Origin of the sequence: Cryobacterium algoricola (genome assembly GCF_004402485.1) — a bacterium.
Lineage (GTDB): Bacteria > Actinomycetota > Actinomycetes > Actinomycetales > Microbacteriaceae > Cryobacterium > Cryobacterium algoricola.
Map to the genome: position 1 here is coordinate 17,232 of NZ_SOFG01000004.1, position 15,876 is coordinate 33,107.

At 66.7% G+C, this 15,876-nt stretch carries 17 protein-coding genes and 1 pseudogene; 9 read left to right on the forward strand and 9 right to left on the reverse strand.

Annotated elements, in window-relative coordinates; all coding sequences use genetic code 11:
* Nucleotides 1-51: 51 nt before the first annotated feature.
* Both E3O44_RS00535 and E3O44_RS00540 read left to right on the forward strand, forming a co-directional pair.
* Nucleotides 52-504: pseudogene (locus tag E3O44_RS00535) on the forward strand (ATP-binding cassette domain-containing protein); the annotation flags it as partial.
* 156 nt (nucleotides 505-660) lie between these two features.
* A complete protein-coding gene (locus tag E3O44_RS00540) occupies nucleotides 661-1,023 on the forward strand; it encodes a DUF2200 domain-containing protein (RefSeq protein ID WP_134531736.1) in 363 nt (120 codons plus the stop codon).
* Nucleotides 1,024-1,041: 18 nt separating this feature from the next.
* On the opposite strand, the gene E3O44_RS00545 is transcribed toward E3O44_RS00540, so the two are convergent.
* From E3O44_RS00545 to E3O44_RS00555, 3 genes are all read right to left on the reverse strand, one after another.
* Nucleotides 1,042-1,821 (reverse strand): isocitrate lyase/PEP mutase family protein, encoded by a 780-nt coding sequence (locus E3O44_RS00545; RefSeq protein ID WP_134531737.1) that lies wholly within the window; start codon nucleotides 1,819-1,821, stop codon nucleotides 1,042-1,044.
* Between the two features lie 81 nt (nucleotides 1,822-1,902).
* A complete protein-coding gene (locus tag E3O44_RS00550) occupies nucleotides 1,903-2,451 on the reverse strand; it encodes an NADPH-dependent FMN reductase (protein WP_198415854.1) in 549 nt (182 codons plus the stop codon).
* A gap of 82 nt (nucleotides 2,452-2,533) precedes the next feature.
* Nucleotides 2,534-3,151 (reverse strand): CGNR zinc finger domain-containing protein, encoded by a 618-nt coding sequence (locus E3O44_RS00555; RefSeq protein ID WP_134531739.1) that lies wholly within the window; start codon nucleotides 3,149-3,151, stop codon nucleotides 2,534-2,536.
* Nucleotides 3,152-3,259: 108 nt separating this feature from the next.
* On the opposite strand from E3O44_RS00555, the gene E3O44_RS00560 reads away from it, so the two are divergent.
* The 4 genes from E3O44_RS00560 (at nucleotide 3,260) to E3O44_RS00575 (ending at nucleotide 6,701) form a co-directional block, all read left to right on the forward strand.
* Nucleotides 3,260-4,210 (forward strand): pyridoxamine 5'-phosphate oxidase family protein, encoded by a 951-nt coding sequence (locus E3O44_RS00560; RefSeq protein ID WP_134531740.1) that lies wholly within the window; start codon nucleotides 3,260-3,262, stop codon nucleotides 4,208-4,210.
* A 38-nt stretch (nucleotides 4,211-4,248) separates the two neighbouring features.
* Nucleotides 4,249-4,842: a DNA-3-methyladenine glycosylase family protein gene (locus E3O44_RS00565; protein WP_166792504.1), complete on the forward strand. Its 594-nt coding sequence runs from the start codon at nucleotides 4,249-4,251 to the stop codon at nucleotides 4,840-4,842.
* A gap of 68 nt (nucleotides 4,843-4,910) precedes the next feature.
* A complete protein-coding gene (locus E3O44_RS00570; protein WP_134531742.1) occupies nucleotides 4,911-5,315 on the forward strand; it encodes a nuclear transport factor 2-like protein in 405 nt (134 codons plus the stop codon).
* A gap of 207 nt (nucleotides 5,316-5,522) precedes the next feature.
* On the forward strand, nucleotides 5,523-6,701 hold the full coding sequence (locus tag E3O44_RS00575) for a bactofilin family protein (RefSeq protein ID WP_134531743.1): 1,179 nt from the start codon (nucleotides 5,523-5,525) through the stop codon (nucleotides 6,699-6,701).
* Nucleotides 6,702-6,772: 71 nt separating this feature from the next.
* On the opposite strand, the gene E3O44_RS00580 is transcribed toward E3O44_RS00575, so the two are convergent.
* From E3O44_RS00580 to E3O44_RS00590, 3 genes are all read right to left on the reverse strand, one after another.
* Nucleotides 6,773-8,020 (reverse strand): hypothetical protein, encoded by a 1,248-nt coding sequence (locus E3O44_RS00580; protein ID WP_134531744.1) that lies wholly within the window; start codon nucleotides 8,018-8,020, stop codon nucleotides 6,773-6,775.
* A 69-nt stretch (nucleotides 8,021-8,089) separates the two neighbouring features.
* Entirely contained in the window at nucleotides 8,090-8,335 is a 246-nt protein-coding gene (locus E3O44_RS00585) for a hypothetical protein (RefSeq protein WP_134531745.1), read from the reverse strand.
* A 105-nt stretch (nucleotides 8,336-8,440) separates the two neighbouring features.
* Entirely contained in the window at nucleotides 8,441-9,052 is a 612-nt protein-coding gene (locus E3O44_RS00590; RefSeq protein ID WP_134531746.1) for a LysE/ArgO family amino acid transporter, read from the reverse strand.
* A gap of 72 nt (nucleotides 9,053-9,124) precedes the next feature.
* On the opposite strand from E3O44_RS00590, the gene E3O44_RS00595 reads away from it, so the two are divergent.
* Entirely contained in the window at nucleotides 9,125-9,997 is an 873-nt protein-coding gene (locus E3O44_RS00595) for a LysR family transcriptional regulator ArgP (protein ID WP_174775012.1), read from the forward strand.
* A gap of 89 nt (nucleotides 9,998-10,086) precedes the next feature.
* Here E3O44_RS00595 and E3O44_RS00600 read toward each other — a convergent pair whose 3' ends face one another.
* Nucleotides 10,087-10,692, reverse strand: a complete 606-nt coding sequence (locus tag E3O44_RS00600) for a PadR family transcriptional regulator (RefSeq protein ID WP_134531748.1) — start codon at nucleotides 10,690-10,692, stop codon at nucleotides 10,087-10,089.
* A 207-nt stretch (nucleotides 10,693-10,899) separates the two neighbouring features.
* On the opposite strand from E3O44_RS00600, the gene gad reads away from it, so the two are divergent.
* Both gad and E3O44_RS00610 read left to right on the forward strand, forming a co-directional pair.
* A complete protein-coding gene (gad, locus tag E3O44_RS00605; protein WP_134531749.1) occupies nucleotides 10,900-12,288 on the forward strand; it encodes a glutamate decarboxylase in 1,389 nt (462 codons plus the stop codon).
* Nucleotides 12,289-12,381: 93 nt separating this feature from the next.
* Complete coding sequence (locus E3O44_RS00610; protein WP_134531750.1) at nucleotides 12,382-12,678, forward strand: putative quinol monooxygenase; 297 nt, start codon at nucleotides 12,382-12,384, stop codon at nucleotides 12,676-12,678.
* 33 nt (nucleotides 12,679-12,711) lie between these two features.
* Here E3O44_RS00610 and E3O44_RS00615 read toward each other — a convergent pair whose 3' ends face one another.
* Nucleotides 12,712-14,586: an APC family permease gene (locus E3O44_RS00615; RefSeq protein ID WP_241975935.1), complete on the reverse strand. Its 1,875-nt coding sequence runs from the start codon at nucleotides 14,584-14,586 to the stop codon at nucleotides 12,712-12,714.
* A gap of 125 nt (nucleotides 14,587-14,711) precedes the next feature.
* Nucleotides 14,712-15,869: an XdhC family protein gene (locus E3O44_RS00620; protein ID WP_134531752.1), complete on the reverse strand. Its 1,158-nt coding sequence runs from the start codon at nucleotides 15,867-15,869 to the stop codon at nucleotides 14,712-14,714.
* Nucleotides 15,870-15,876 lie beyond the last annotated feature (7 nt).

Below are 15,876 nucleotides of genomic sequence, written 5' to 3' on the forward strand. Positions count from 1 at the left end.
GGACTGACCGATAGTGGCGATGTCGGCCGTGCGCTTGACCCTGCCCCAGGGGTGACGTACGGCGCAAAGACCGCCGTCGACGCCATCGATTTCACCGCGCGTCCAGGTTTGGTCACCGGTTTCCTCGGGTCCAACGGCGCCGGCAAATCAACGACGATGCGGATGATCGTGGGGCTTGACCGCCCCACCGACGGCACGGTCACGGTGAACGGCAAACCGTACGCCCAGCACCGCGCGCCCCGGCACCAGGTGGGGGCACTGCTCGACGCCACAGCCGTGCACGCCGGCCGAAGCGACCGCAACCACCTGCTCTCCAGCGCGGCGACCCATCGCATCGGTACCAGGCTGGTCGACGAAGTCATCGGAATCCCCGGTCTCGAATCCGTGGCGCGTAAGCGCGTGGGTGGCTTCTCACTCGGCATGGGCCAGCGACTCGGGCTCGCCGTCGCACTCCTCGGCGACCCGGCCACCCTCATCCTCGACGAACCGGTCGACGGTCTCGACCGTGGCACTAGTCTGCGTCGTCATCGCTGACTTCCTTCCAGAAGCCGGAAAACAGACTGTAGTCCGTGCACGTCCGACGCCGCGACGCTGAGGCAGTGCCCGGTGACGAATATGTGCGCGATTGGCACTGACCGGCCGCGCGCGTACGCTGACAACGTGACCAGGATCTTCGGTACCGAGTTCGCAGCGGTGTATCCGCTCTACGTTGCGAAAGTGGAGCGCAAAGGCAGGACGACGACGGAGCTCGATCAGGTGATCATGTGGCTGACCGGATTCGACGACACGACGCTACGCCGTCATGCCCAGGGTGGAACAACGTTCGAGGAGTTCTTCGCCGAGGCGCCCATGAATCCCAGCGCGTCGCTGATCACCGGTGTGGTGTGCGGCATCCGTGTGGAGGCCATCGAGGACCCGCTCATGCAGAAGATTCGCTATCTCGACAAGCTTGTCGATGAGCTTGCACGGGGAAAGCCGTTAGAAAAGGTGCTTCGTGCACCTGCCACGGCCAGCAAGACCTGAATTCCCGATCAGTTCCTGCTACAGCCGACTGAAAGTCACGAGTCGCGCCTGCAGGTCCCAGTAGGACGTCGCGGTCGGTGTCTGACGGTTGTCGCGGAGGGCCGTGACAGTGTCCACGGCCCTGTCTATGGCTGCTCGGTAGGGAAGGGAGCCCGAACTTACGCGCCTCACCCCCAGATCGCCGAGTTCGGCCACAGTCAGGGAAGGGTGTGCGAGCACGTTGACCGGCAGCGCGACATCCGCCGCGATCCTCCGGATGTCCTCAGGATTCACAAGGCCGGGCACAAAGATTCCGTCGGCCCCGGCGTCGGCATATGCGCGTGCACGGAGCAGTACTTCCTCGACTGTGGCCTGCTCGGCGAACCAGAAATTGTCTACCCGCGCATTGACGAAGATGTCCGGACTCAGACGTTTGACTGCGGTGATCTTGCCGGAAGCCGTCGATGTGGCCACGAGGTGGCCGTCCCGGCTGTCCTCAAGGTTGATGCCAGCGACCCCGAGCGCCCGCAGTTCTGCCACAAACTCCGCGATCTCCGCTGGGTCGTCGGAGTAGCCGTCTTCGACGTCCGCTGTGAGGTGGACCGAAAGGTGGCGCAGTCGCTCCGCAAGTGCGATGGTTGCCGCCTTGCTCGACCCACCGCCATCCGGCATTCCGGCGCTGGCCGCGATGCCGAAGCTGGTCGTGCCGACGGCCGGGAATCCGGCATCCGCGAACGCGAGGGCAGAGCCAACGTCCCAGGCGTTCGGCAGCACGAGGGGAGACTCACGGTAGTGGAGTTGCCGAAAAGTTGACACCATTGTTCCCGTCCCGCTCCAGCCGAATCGATGAGCACTCGTCAGCGTACTAGCGGGAGTCGAGCGCGCAAGCCGGACCGAACCTTACCGAGTCTCGTCGGGTTCCTTCGCGAGCCACAGCTCATGCACTGTTGCCCACCAGCGGGCCAGGGCCTCGCGTTCGGGCTGTGTCGCAACAGCACCAGATGAAACCAGGTCCCGGCCGATCGGGAGGTCCATGCACGCCTCGTCGAGAATGCGTGCATCGACATAGCCGAGTACGGATCTCAGCGTGGCGAGTGCACCGTGGCCGCGCCCCGGGGCCGCCACGTTGATCCACGCGACCGGCTTCTGGGCCAGAACGCTGCTGCCGATAGTCCAATCCAGAAGGTTCTTGAAGCTGCCGGGAAGCGTCCCGGCATATTCCGGCGTGCTGAACACCACCGCGTCTGCGGTGCTGATCTGTTGCCGCAACTCCGCGACCGGGCCCGGAATGGGGTCGCGATCATCGTCCGGATTGAAGGCGGGCAATGATGACAAACCCCCGTACACGAGTGCACTGGAACCTGTGGGAGCCAGGTCGCGCACCGTGGTCAGTGCCGCGCCGTTGGTTGAAGATCGCCGGGTGCTGCCCGAAATGAGGAGGAGTCTCATGTTCGCATTTCCCATTCAGGACACAGGATGGGAGGGAGTTGGAAGGTTCGTCACGTCGAAGGCCGTCTTCGGCTCAGACGCCTCAGCGAGCCGTGATTTCACGTGCCGTGCGCGCAGAGCGTACTGATTGGTAATGTCGCGCGGCTCGAGCGCGGTTGCCGCAGGCGACGGAGCACCATTCCCGCCTGGGGTGTGTCTTCACGAAGTAGAGCACGCATCCGGGGGCATGGCACGCCCGCAGCGCTGAACCGTTTTCACCCAGAAGGTGCTGTGCTTCATAGGCGACGTCGGCCAGGCCGGCAACCACCGGAGACACAGCGGATGCGGGGGAGAGCCTGAGAGTCGCTCCGCTCAGTCGCAGGTGCGGGATCGAACGCTGGCTGGCGGCGGCGTTGACAGTGAGCAGCGCCTCCTCAACGCTCGCCACGGGCGAGTCGGCACTCCGGCGATCATCGTCCGTGAGGTGGGCTGCCAGCCGCCGAACGGCGTCTCGCAGATTCCGCGCTGCCAGGCACCCGTCCCGAGTCGTTGCGGCGCTTGCCCGATCGATGCCGACGGCATCCAGCCAGGCGTCTACAGCGACCGGTGTCGCGAAGTCGTCGTGCAGCCCATCTGTGTCTGCCCAGATAGTGGCCATCAGGCGGACCGACCTCGGCTCGTCGGCGAGCACCCAGCTGCGGTCTGAGCTCTTGTTTTCCATGTGCACAAACTATCACGGATGAATTCACTTGAATGCGTTAGAAGAACGTGCTAGTAATTATCACGGATGAACTCGAGTTCATGCATTAGCACCCGAGGGGACACAACGATGATTGGAACACCCTGGCTCGCTGATGTGGGCTTTCACGCCGGCGAGTTGGCCGTGCAGCGCAGGGCGGGTGTGACGCAGGACGCAGCCCGATTGTCGGGGATGCTCGGGCCCGTTGCTCTGACCGCCGGGATGGCCGGGTTCCTCAGGGATCGCACGTTCCTCGTCATCTCCGGGAGGGATCCTTCCGGACGTCTCTGGACGTCTCCGTTGGTCGGTCGTCCCGGGTTTTTGGAGGTGCTATCGGACACCTCCGTTGCGGTTCATGCCGCGCTCCCCGCGGGCGACCCCCTCCGCGGGCTGAAGGCCAGTCAGAAGATCGGGATGGTCACGGTCGAATTCGCCACCCGGCGCCGGGTGCGCATCAACGGCATCCTGACCGTGAGCGACGGCGATCTCCTCGTCGTGGAGGTCGAGCAGGCCTACGGCAACTGCCCGCAGTACATCCAGCCACGTGTCCTCGTACCCCGCGAAATCGATGGGGCGGGCGGCGACTACGTCAGACAAGGCAGCACGCTCTCGACGGATGACCGTGAGCTAGTCCGTGCCGCAGACACGTTCTTCCTCGGCACCGCGAACCCCGAGCGGGGGTCTGACGCGTCCCATCGTGGCGGTCCCTCCGGGTTCGTCCGCATAGACGAGCGCGGGCTGTGGTGGCCCGACTTCACGGGCAATAATCTCTTCAACAGTTTCGGCAACATCGCCGTCAACCCCGAAGCCTCCCGGTTGTTCATTGAATTCGCGACTGGTCGGTCGCTACAGCTATCCGGCACGGTCCAGATCGAGTGGGGCGAACCCGGTCGGCCTGGAGATGACGGACGCACGGGTCGAATTGCTCACTTCGCACTGCAACGACTTGTGGCCGGCCGAATTCTTCCGGCCCGGGAAATCACTCACACACCCTCTCCACGCAACCCCGCGCTGACCGATCGACAAGGACGGTTCCGGTGACCGAATCCCGGCAGCAGGCATACGCCGCCCTTGCCCGGATGGACCGCGATCTCGGTCGCCTCGTCGACCGGTACGGCACACCCGACCCGTTCGAGTTCCACGACGGGGGTCGCACGTCCGGCAGCAACTTCGCCGCCATGAGCCTGCACATCCTCGGACAGCAGATCTCCACCACCGTGGCCTTCCTTCTCTATGACCGCCTGAGGGATGCGATCGGGGATACCCCGACGGCGAAAGATGTGCTCACTCTCGGTCAGGACTCGATCAAGGCGCTCGGTACCTCTCGATCGAAGGCGGGCTATCTGATCAATCTCGCCGACCACGTCGCTTCGGGTGTCCTGGACATCGAGAACATGGGTGGTCTCTCGGACGACGACGCGATACAGGCCCTGGTGGCGGTCACCGGCATTGGAGTCTGGTCTGCGGAATTGTTCCTGATCCACCAACTGCATCGCGCGGACATCTTTCCTGCCGGTGACGTGGGACTGCGAAAAGCCCTGAAGCGTCTCTACGGGAGCGCAGAGATCCCGGCTGTGGCGGCGGCACACGAGACGGGCCGCCACTGGCGGCCATTCCGCACATATGCTGCAGCGCTGTTGTGGCGTTCCCTCACAGTCCCGGTCGAGCTTTAATCGGACAACCGGAAAGTGGCGCGGTGAGAGGCGCCGACTGAACTGAACCACGGAAGGAAAGTGCCTGAATGAATGCGAATCAGGAGGCCAATGGCGAGACCCGCCTGGCCTATATTCTTGGTGTCCCCCTGGCCGCGAACGTCGTGCGCCAATGGCCGCAAATGGGAGAAATCGTGCGCACCCGCACACTCATCGGCAGTATCGAGGGCAACTTCGCGGAACTGACCCTTGAATTCGGCAGACGCCTGCGCCTCGGAGATGTCCTGGTCGTCGAGTGGACCTGCAACTACGGCGACGGACGCCTCTATCGCAACGTGACCATCGGCGAACTCGAGAACGGGGAGGCCGTGCGCGTCACCGACTACTGGGGCGAACCCACCGACACACCCCTCTGGCGCGTGCCGCTCACCGACCGGCTCGACATGCCCGGCGACGGCATCTGGAAGGACAACGACCACCTGAGCCACCATTGATGTGGAAGTGAGTCGGGAACAGGTCGGCGGAGTCCGCTCACAGGGCGGCGTCGTCGCGCGGCACCGTCGGCATCGGGTGTATCGTGCTCGCTGACCGAGGCCCGCCAGGTCCAAATCCAGGAATCGACCCGCTACGAGGGCTTCCGACGACGACAACCGACGAGCGTCGTCACCGGGACGCACGCGAGGCTGGAGAGAGGAATTCCCATGAGAGTTCTGGCGCACACCTGGCGGTTCGCCGCAGCTGTCATCGCTGCGGGGCTACTGATTCTCCCGGCAGGAACGGCCGCAGTGACCGCTTCGTCGAACGTGCCTGCCGCGTCGACGCCGGCTCCGGCAGCACAGGACACTCGGGGACCGCAGTTCTACAGCGGTCTCGCCATCGATGTTTCGGGCCAGGTCGACGGTGACGTGTATGCCGCAGGCCAGAGTGTCACCATCAGCGGAACCGTCACCGGTGACGTGATCGCCGCGGCCCAGACCGTCACCATCACCGGGAAAGTTGACGGTAATGTGCGACTCGCTGGGGGCACGATCATCATCAGCGGTGACGTCCTGCGCAGCGGAACAGTCTTCGCGGGCACGGTCAACGTCACCGACACCGGATCGATCGGCAAGGACCTGGTCAGTGCCGGGGGAGACGTCGCGATCGCGGGGGACGTCGGCCGGGACCTGCTCCTCAGCACCGGTCAGCTCAGCATTGACGGAACGGTCGGGGGCGACGTCACCTACGAAAGCGACAAGGCCGCCCGGATTGCACCGGGGGCGGTCAGCGGCACCGTCGAGCACGTGCAACGGCAGCAAACACCCGAGGTGAAGCCCTCACCCGGGGCAGTGTTCATCGGCTGGCTCCTCGGGTTGCTCTACGCGCTGGTCGCTTTGAGTCTCATCACCATCGCCGCGGCCCTGCTCGTTCCGCGCGTGCTCCACCGGGTGACCGACTACCTCGTGCCGTCACCGTGGAAGGCCTTGCTCGTGGGGTTCGTGGCATCCATCGCCGCACCCGGTGCCATTGTGGCTCTCCTGATCTCCGTCATCGGCGCGCCTCTGGCGCTGGCAGTCCTGTTGGTGTGGATCGTGCTGACGCTCGCGACGTTCGTGTACGGTGCGTACTACATCGGGCGGCTCCTCTTCCGCGGCAACCAGCATCCCGTCGTCACGGCACTCGTTGGTGGCCTGATCCTCAACGTCGCCCTGAACATTCCATGGCTCAACATCGTTGTGTGGGTCGCCATGGTGCTCTTCGGTCTCGGCGCACAGCTTCTGGCCATCTACGGTCAGCGTCCGTGGCGTACCCGGGCCGTGACGGTAGCGATGCCACCCGCAGCGCCGTCACCCGCAGCGCCGTCACCCACGGTCGGAGACTTTCCGCAGACACTGGCCTGATATCGCCACGAGGGGCACGAGGGGCGCCCGCGAGGTTCCTCGTCGTGCACCAGTCATCTGACCGCGCTGCCTCAGCGGCGGCCGAGTCGGCCGATGGCGAACCCGACGAAACCGATGAGTCCGCCGACGGCGACCCAGCCTGCTGCGCGTCCTCCGCGTCCCATGCCGGGCAACGGATGCGCCGCCGAGGCCGCCGTCGACAGCGCGGCCACCGGAGCCGCCTGCGACACCGGCGCCGCGGCATCCGGTGCCGGGGCGACGACGGATGCGTTCCGCACGAAGAGCACGAACCACGCGAACACGATCAGCACGGCGACGAGCTCGAGGGCAGTCAGGTTGTAGTACCCGATCGGGTACCAGAGCAGCACCGCACCGCCGATCGCGAGCACGAAGACCGTCGTCGTGACGATGAAGCTGCGGGGGAGGTCCTTCAGCACCAGCGGGACCAGCACGATGAGTGCGACGAAGCCTACGACGGCGGAGGTGGCAAAGGTGTTGTGCACGACGAAGCTGACGTCGACGGGCACCAGGCCGACGCCGATGAGCGCCACGCCGACGACGATGATGATGATCCGCACGAGCGGCACGCCGCGGAGGTCGCTGCCGGCGGCGCTCTGCCGCGAGCGCAGGTCCAGGGTGAGGTAGTCCGCAAGCGTCGTCATCACGAGTCCGGCGAGCAGGATGGTCAGGTTGAATGCATACGCGGAGGAGGCTCCGCCCATCCCGAGCGCGCTGAAGTTCGCCTGCCACCAGCGTGGGTCGGCCGCCGTGAGCATGCTCGAGAAGACGCCGGCGGCGAGGAACAGCCCCAGCAGGGAGGCGAGCCGGGTCGTCGTGATCTCCGCGGCGAGAAGGAACAAGGCGAAGGTGCTCGCGGCGACCGTGAGCGTGACAAAGAGGGTTGCAGCGAACGGGTCGAGCAATAGCTCGCGGAACGCAAGCTGGAACACCGCGTAGACCGAGCTGATCAGGAGGCCGGCCATTGCGGCGCCGGTCAGGGACAGGCCGAGGGTGTCGAGAATGCGCCGGACTCGGGCGCGGCTCCTCCAGCTCGCGGAGTGCCGGGTGAAACGGACATAGGACCAGCCGAAGACCGGGAACCCGATCAGGCCGGCGATCTGGGCCGACAGTCCGCCGACGGACACGGTGCCGGCGAGCCCGACGGCGTTGCCGCCGAAGATGACCACTGCGCCGAGGAGGCCAGCGAGTGCGGCCACCGCGGCGGCGATCAGCGCACCGGACTCGACCTCTGACCGGCCGCCAGCACTGGTTCGCTCGTATTCCACGAGCGTTGCCGGGTGCGCGCGGGAAGAAGTCATCTCCCTATCCTGTCCCGCTTTCGCGGCTGCGGTCACCGGACGGCCGTGACACCCCTGGAGGGCGCCGGTCTAGGCGGGCGGGGCCTCACTGACAAAGCAGGAAATCGCACTCGCAAGATCCGGCCGGATCATCCGCGCGACAGGGGTGCCGAATTCAATGACCTCGTAGCCGTCGCGGTTTCTGGCGATGAAGCCGATCACGCTCAGCGCATTGTCCTTCGCGATTCGGGAGTCGCTGACCCGCCATTCCCTTCTCGACAGCGCGCGCACCTGGACGTCGCCGGGCGAACGGGACTGGAGCGTGCCTGCGATCATGATGGGTCCTTTCGTCGACCTGAACCGACCGTAAGTCTGGTTCCTGTCCGTTGCCTTGGGACCCGATGTGAAGCGGATGAGCGTGAGAGCCTTCTGCTCGGGGCGTCAGCTTCCGATCCCGAACAGCAGGCTCACCGCGATCACGGTCATGATCATCGCGATCCCGATGTCGAGGATCCGCCACGAGACGGGCCGGCTGAAGACCGGGCGCAGCAGCCGGGCGCCGAAGCCGAGGGCCATGAACCAGAGGATGCTGCCGAGCACGGCCCCGAGGCCGAAGTACCAGCGTTCGTCGCCGTGGGCGGCGGCAACCGAGCCGAGGAACACCACGGTGTCGAGGTAGACGTGCGGGTTGAGCCAGGTGAGCGCCGCGGTCGTCGCGAGTACCTGCGAGAGGCTCGCGGCCGTGCCGACGACCGAGGTGTCGAGCGGCCGCGGCAGCACCGCCCGGCGAGCAGCGAGTGCTGCGTAGCCGAGCAGGAATGCGGCACCGACGATCCGGACCACGATGAGCAGCCACGGCACGGTGCGGATCAGCGCCCCGAACCCGGCGACCCCGACCAGGATCAGAACGGCGTCGGAGGCCGCGCAGATGATCACGACGGCGAGCACGTGTTCCCTGCGCAGGCCCTGCCGGAGCACGTACGCGTTCTGGGCGCCGATCGCAACGATGAGGGACAGGCCGAAGCCGAGACCGGCAAGGGTGGTGAGGAGCATCCTCCGACCGTACCTCGACGGTGTGGGATGAGTACAACGAAACTTTCTTAGCAGGCATTAGTCTGGCTAATCATGACGATTGACAATGCCCAGCTGAGGGCGCTCGCGGCGACGATCGATCGCGGCTCCTTCGACCTCGCCGCTGCGCAGCTGCACATCACGCCGTCCGCGGTCAGCCAGCGGATCAAGGCCCTCGAGACCTCCGCGGGCCGGGTGCTCGTGCGGCGGACGAAACCGACCGAGATCACGGATGCCGGCCTGCCGTACCTGAGGCTGGCCCGGCAGATCGACGCGCTCGTGCAGGACGTCGTCTCCGGATCGGAGTCAGGGGCGCGTGCGGGCGTGCCCCTTGCCGTCAACAGCGACTCGCTCGCGACCTGGGTGCTGCCGGCCCTCGCCGGCCTGCCCGACTCGATCACCTTCGACGTGCGCCGGGAGGATCAGGATCACTCGGCCGAATTGCTGCGCGCGGGAACGGTGATGGCGGCGATCACGACCGATGCGCGTCCGGTGCACGGCTGCTCCGTGACCCGGCTCGGCAGCATGCGCTACCGGCCGATGGCCAACCCGCGCTTCGCCGCACGGTGGTTCACCGACGGACCCACGGCGGACGCGCTCGCACGCGCGCCCATGGTGGTCTTCGACGCAAAAGACGATCTGCAGGACCGGTTCCTCCGGGGTCGGAGTCGTCGGCCGCTTTCCCCACCCCGGCATTCGATCCCGGGCTCCGCGGACTTCGCGGAGGCCGTGCGGCTCGGGCTGGGCTGGGGCATGGTGCCGAACCAGCAGATCCTCAGCGGCGAGACCGACGGGCTGCTCGTCGATCTCGCGCCGGGTCGGCACATCGATGTGGTGCTCTACTGGCAGCAGTGGACGCTGCACACGCCGGTGCTCGCGACGATCTACGAGGCGATCCGGGCCGCGGCCGCGGAGCACCTCGACTGAACGCTGTCGTCACCGAACACTGTCGTCACCGAACACTGTCGCCACTTAACGCTGTCGTCAGTGGCTGCTTCCGTCAGTGCATACTGTCGTCAGTCGGCGAGGATCCCGTAGAGCGAACGGCGGAGGTCGTCGATCTGGGTGACCGCCTTGGCCCGCTGCTCGGGGGTCGCGGCGAAGCGCAGCTGGTGGATGACGCCCATGAGCTTGGCGACGCTCTCATGCAGGTTCGCTTCGGCTTCCACCCGGGCGGTCGAGCTGTCCCAGACTCGGGCGAGGGCGTCCGCGTTCTCGGCGACGTAGGCGCGGCCGGGCTCGCTGAGCTGGAATTCGGTACCGGTGCCGTCGCCGGTCGGCGCGATGAGGCCCTCGTCGACGAGTTGCTGCAGGGTCGGGTACACCGAACCGGGACTCGGGCGCCAGATGCCGCCCGAGCGCTCGGTGATCTCCTTGATCAGGCCGTAGCCGTTGAAGGGAGCCTCGGAGAGCAGCGAGAGGATGGCGAGGCGGACGTCGCCCTTGAGCTTGCGTTGGGCCCCGGGCGGCATGAAGCCGCGCGGGCCGAAGCCGCCGAAGCCGGGTCCGAAGCCGGGTCCGAAGCCGGCACCGAAACCGGGTCCGGCGCCCCGGCCGAAGCCGCGGCGCTCGTGCCGGTCACCGGAGTCGTGGGTGTGGGGTTCGCGAAAATCGTTGTGCATGGTGAAATCCAATCGAGAAAGTGTGTGGTCGCCGGTCAAGAGGCTCGGCGATGGCTTAAAGATATATCGCTGAATAGTCCGTTGCAACGACTATCAGGGGATGCTCAGGCGGGCCTGGGTTCGTTTGGTGGTGCCTAGAGCAGCACCAGCGGGTTGCGCTGGCGGGATTGCCGTCGAATCCCGGGTTCATGCGGCAGCATGGACCCCATGCAGGCCAACCGACAGTTCGATCCGGAGTTCTTCGACATCAACCCGCTTTTCGCGCGCCCAGGGGAGGCGACCGCCGCGCCGCGGTACGTCCTCGGCGCGGACCCGATGGAGCCGGAAACGGCGTACCAGGTCATCCACGACGAGATCATGCTCGACGGAAACGCCCGGCTCAATCTCGCGACCTTCGTGGGCACCTGGATGGACGACCACGCCGGGCGTCTCTACTCAGAGGCCTTCGATAAGAACATCGTCGACAAGGACGAGTATCCGCAGACCGCCGCGATCGAGGAGTACTGCTGGCGGATGATCGCCGGCCTGTGGCACGCGCCCGAGCCGATGGAGACCATCGGCACATCGACGATCGGGTCCTCTGAGGCCTGCATGCTCGGCGGACTCGCGTTGAAACGGCGCTGGCAGCAGGCCAGGCGCGCGGCCGGAAAGTCGACCGCGCAGCCCAACCTCGTGATGAGTTCGGCTGTGCAGGTGTGCTGGGAGAAATTCTGCAACTACTGGGACGTCGAGGCGCGCTTCGTGCCCATCAGTGAGGAGCACCGCAGCCTGGACGGGCACGACCTCGCGAACTATGTCGACGAGAACACCATCGGTGTGGTGGCGATCATGGGCGTGACATACACAGGAGCCTACGAGCCGGTCGCCGCGATCAGCGCTGCCCTCGACGAGATCCAGGAGCGCACCGGAGTGTCCGTTCCGATCCACGTGGACGCGGCTTCCGGGGGCATGATCGCTCCCTTCCTGCAGCCCGAGCTGGAGTGGGACTTCCGGTTGGAACGGGTGCATTCGATCAACACGTCCGCGCACAAGTACGGTCTGGTGTACCCCGGACTGGGCTGGATCGTCTGGCGCGCGAAGGACCTGCTGCCGGAGGATCTGGTCTTCCAGGTCAGCTACCTCGGCGGAAGCATGCCGACGTTCGCCCTCAACTTCTCCCGTCCCGGCGCGCAGGTGCTGCTGCAGTACTATCTCTTCCTCCGCCTCGGCTTCGAAGGCTACCGTGCTGTGCAGCAGTCGTCCCAGGACGTGGCGCGGTACCTCGCGCGCGGAATCGAGAAGATCGGCGCCTTCACCCTGTGGAACGACGGTTCGGACATCCCGGTCTTCGCATGGCGACTCACCCCCGGCCATACCCGGAACTGGAACCTCTTCCATCTGTCGGACCGGCTGCGTGCCCACGGCTGGCTCGTTCCGGCGTACTCGATGCCCGACGACCTGTCCGATATGACGGTCCAGCGGATCGTGGTCCGCAATGGGCTGAGCCTGGACCTCGCCGCGCGCCTGCTCACGGTGATTGAGCAGGAGACGGAGTACCTCGACAGGCTGGAAGGGCCCATGCCCGTCGAAGGACAGCATCCGGGGTTCACCCACTGACTCCCGGCGGATGCCCCTTGCCGGTTCGGTCTGCCCTTTCTATGCTCACGACAGGGTCGCCGTCCGGCGAGCCGACGTACAAAGGAGACTGCGATGACACTCAAATACGGTGTGCTGGCCCTTGTCGAAGCCAAGGCCGGGCAGGAACAGGCCGTCGCGGACTTCCTTGCCGGCGCTCAGGATCTCGCCGCCGCCGAGCCCGGAACTCGAACCTGGTACGCCTTCCGGGTCAACGACGAGGTGTTCGGCATTTTCGACACCTTCGACACCGAGGAGGACCGTCAGGCGCACCTCACCGGGGCAATCCCGGCAGCCCTCGCCGAACACGGGCCGGCTCTGCTCGTGAGGGACCCCGACATCAGCTTGATCGACATCCTCGCGGCGACGTAGGCGGCTCCGGAATCGTCGGATCCCTCAGCTCCCTCAACCACCGCCGACGTGGGTGCCCGGGCGGCGCGTCGGGTCCGGCTCGACCTCGCGCATGATCTCCCGAACGACGGGGGCGGTATCGCCCTGGCCGAGCAGCAGGTAGCGCATCAGGTGGAAGAGCGGATTGCCCTCTGACCATTCGAAGTAGACGTGCGGGCGCACCCCTGAGGCATCGCGAAGGGCGAGCAGGACCGCCGCGATGGCGTTCGGCGCGGCCGGGCTCTGCGCGCGCAGCACCCGGTAGCCCGCGATCTCGACGCCCTGGACGTGCACGATCTTGCTGAAGCCGGAGGGATCGATGACCTCGACCTCGAGGAAGAGCACGTCCGCGGTGCCGGGAACCGGGTTCATCCCGCGCTGGTCCGCCTCCTTCGCCGCGTACTCGGCACGGGCGCCGGTCTGGGGCTTGTTCGCGATGATGTTCAGGGCACCGTCATAGACGAGGGAATCGGAAATGAACGTCCGGGACGTCTCATCGAACTCAACGCTGTCCACCCGGAGCTCGGTCGTCCGTGACACACGGGAGATCAGGGACACGGCGATGATGGCCGCGATGAAGAACACCGAAATGGTGATCCCGTCCGGCTTCTCGATGATGTTCGCGCCGAGGGCATAGAGGAGCGCGAGCGACAGGACACTGAAGCCGAGGCTTGCGAGGCGCTGCCTGCGGCGGACGGCCGAGATGGTCACGGCGACGGCGCCGGACACCATCATGGCGAGGATCCCCGTCGCGTACGCCCCGGCCTGGGCGTTCACGTCCGCCCGGAAACCGATCGTGATCGACACACTCACCCCGGTGTACACGAGAACGACCGGGCGGATGGCGCGGCTCCAGTCCGGCGCCATCCCGTAGGACGGCAGGTACCGGGGCACGATGTTGATCAGTCCGGCCATCGCGGACGCACCCGCGAACCAGAGGATCAGGATGCTGCTGATGTCGTAGGCGGTGCCGAAGACCTCCCCGACCCGCTCATGGGCGAGGAACGCGAGCGCGCGTCCGCTTGCGGCGCCGCCGTCCTGGAACTCGGCGGGCGGAATGAGGACGGTCGTGACGAAGCTGCTGGAGAGGAGGTAGACACTCATGATCAGGGCGGCGGTGGTGAGGAGCCTGCGGGTGTTCCGGATCCGGGAGGCGAGTCGCTCCTCCGTGCTCCTGCCGTCTGCGGCGACGAGCGGCATCATGCTGACCCCGGTCTCGAACCCCGAGAGTCCGAGGACCAGGAGAGGGAAGGCGATCACGGCCGGGCCCAGGATGTCGCCGAAGCCACTGCCGCGCGCGGTGAGGGCGTCCGTCCAGTTCGCGATCACCCCGGGTTCGGTGAACGCGTCGTAGAGGCCGACGCCGATCACGACTCCGTTGAGCAGCAGGTACACCGCGACGAGGGGAATGGCGACCGAGACGGCCTCGCTGAAACCGAGCAGGAAGACCCCGCCGAGGATGAGCAGCAGCACGACCGTGATCGGCACGGCCTGGCCCGCGAGGAATCCCGGCACGAACGGGTTCTCGAGGATGTGCACCGTCGCATCCGCCGAAGACAGCGTGATGGTGATGATCCAGCTCGTCGCCACGAAGCCGAGCAGGATGAGCACGAACACCTTTCCGCGCCAGAACGGCAGCAGTCGCTCGAGCATCGCGACGGAGCCCTGACCGTGCGGGCTCTCCTTCGCGACGCGGCGATACATCGGCAGCATGCCGAGGAGGGTGAGCGCGACGATGAGCAGGGTGGCCACGGGTGAGAGCGCGCCGGCGGCGAGCGCCGCGATGCCGGGCAGGTAGGAGAGCGTCGAGAAGTAGTCGACGCCGGTGAGGCACATCACCTGCCACCAGGGGTGAGTGGATGTCGTCCCCTCCGCGCTTTCCAGGCCCACCGGTTGCACCCGGTTGGCCAGGAGCCACCGGCCCAGCGGCCCGTATGTCGCCGTCTTCCGGATCGGACTCGGAACCCTTGCGGGGATCTCGGGACGAACGCCACGGCCCGGTGTCTGGTCCGTGGTCAGACGAGCTCCCCGGAGTCGACGTCGTCGCGGACGTCGACGCTGTGGTGGATCGGGGTGCGGCGATCGCCGAGCGATTCACCGGTGCCGCCCCACATCCCGGCGATCACCTCGGCCATGATCGAGACCGCGGTCTCCTCCGGCGTGCGGGCGCCGAGGTCCAGCCCGATCGGGCTGTGCAGCCGCGCCAGGGCGGCTTCCGGCACGGCGGCCGCGCGCAGCCGGTCCATCCGGTCGTCGTGGGTCCGCAGCGAACCCATCGCGCCGACGTAGGCGAGGGTCCCGTCGGCGAGGGCCAGCTCGAGGAGCGGGACATCGAACTTCGGGTCGTGGGTGAGCACGCAGACGACGGTGCGCGCGTCGAGGAGGCCGGCAGCGCTCTGCTCGGCGAAGTAGCGGTGCGGCCACGCCACGACGACCTCGTCGGCGCCGGGGAACCTGGCCGGGGTCGCGAACACGGCGCGGGCGTCGCATACGGTGACCCGGTAGCCGAGGAAGTCGGCCAGCCTGGTCAGGGCCGCCGCGAAGTCGACGGCGCCGAACACGAGCATCCGTGGCCGCGGGGCGAAGCTCGCGACGAAGACACGCAGGCCCTCGCCGTCGCGTTCGCCGTCCGGCCCGTAGCCGATCGTGGTCGTGCGGCCGACGGCGAGGAGGCCGCGGGCGTCGTCGCCCACGACGTGGGTGAGCCGCTCGGACCCCAGGTCTCCGGTGATTCCGTCGGCGCGGATGACGAGGTGCCGGCCGAGAAGACGCGCATCCGGGTGCTCGATGACGGTCACGATGCCGATCGGAACGGAGGCGTCGAGGTCGGTCCTGACCGAGTCGAGGTCCGCAAAGGTCTCCTGGGACACCGGTTCGACGAACACGTCGAGGATCCCGCCGCAGGTGAGGCCGACCGCGAAAGCGTCGTCGTCGCTGATGCCGTAGCGGATGAGGGCCGGACGGCCATCCCGGATCACCTGCTGCGCGAGTTCGTAGACGGCGCCCTCGACGCATCCGCCCGACACGGAGCCGACGACGGCACCGTCGCTCGTGACGAGCATCGACGCACCCGCCGGCCGGGGTGCGGAATGGAACGTGCGAACGACCGTCGCGAGGGCAGCCGTCTGGCCGGCGGCCCAGCCGGGAATCAGTTCAGCGATGACGTCACGCACGACGGGC

Excerpts from the sequence above, each read along its gene's own strand:
- E3O44_RS00550 (WP_198415854.1), bottom strand. The coding sequence starts at position 2,451 with ATGAGACTCCTCCTCATTTCGGGCAGCACCCGGCGATCTTCAACCAAC.
- E3O44_RS00595 (WP_174775012.1), top strand. The coding sequence starts at position 9,125 with ATGACGATTGACAATGCCCAGCTGAGGGCGCTCGCGGCGACGATCGAT.
- E3O44_RS00565 (WP_166792504.1), top strand. The coding sequence starts at position 4,249 with ATGGACCGCGATCTCGGTCGCCTCGTCGACCGGTACGGCACACCCGAC.
- E3O44_RS00545 (WP_134531737.1), bottom strand. The coding sequence starts at position 1,821 with ATGGTGTCAACTTTTCGGCAACTCCACTACCGTGAGTCTCCCCTCGTG.
- E3O44_RS00600 (WP_134531748.1), bottom strand. The coding sequence starts at position 10,692 with ATGCACAACGATTTTCGCGAACCCCACACCCACGACTCCGGTGACCGG.
- E3O44_RS00560 (WP_134531740.1), top strand. The coding sequence starts at position 3,260 with ATGATTGGAACACCCTGGCTCGCTGATGTGGGCTTTCACGCCGGCGAG.
- E3O44_RS00555 (WP_134531739.1), bottom strand. The coding sequence starts at position 3,151 with ATGGAAAACAAGAGCTCAGACCGCAGCTGGGTGCTCGCCGACGAGCCG.
- E3O44_RS00585 (WP_134531745.1), bottom strand. The coding sequence starts at position 8,335 with ATGATCGCAGGCACGCTCCAGTCCCGTTCGCCCGGCGACGTCCAGGTG.
- E3O44_RS00570 (WP_134531742.1), top strand. The coding sequence starts at position 4,911 with ATGAATGCGAATCAGGAGGCCAATGGCGAGACCCGCCTGGCCTATATT.
- E3O44_RS00590 (WP_134531746.1), bottom strand. The coding sequence starts at position 9,052 with ATGCTCCTCACCACCCTTGCCGGTCTCGGCTTCGGCCTGTCCCTCATC.
- E3O44_RS00580 (WP_134531744.1), bottom strand. The coding sequence starts at position 8,020 with ATGACTTCTTCCCGCGCGCACCCGGCAACGCTCGTGGAATACGAGCGA.
- E3O44_RS00610 (WP_134531750.1), top strand. The coding sequence starts at position 12,382 with ATGACACTCAAATACGGTGTGCTGGCCCTTGTCGAAGCCAAGGCCGGG.
- E3O44_RS00575 (WP_134531743.1), top strand. The coding sequence starts at position 5,523 with ATGAGAGTTCTGGCGCACACCTGGCGGTTCGCCGCAGCTGTCATCGCT.
- gad (WP_134531749.1), top strand. The coding sequence starts at position 10,900 with ATGCAGGCCAACCGACAGTTCGATCCGGAGTTCTTCGACATCAACCCG.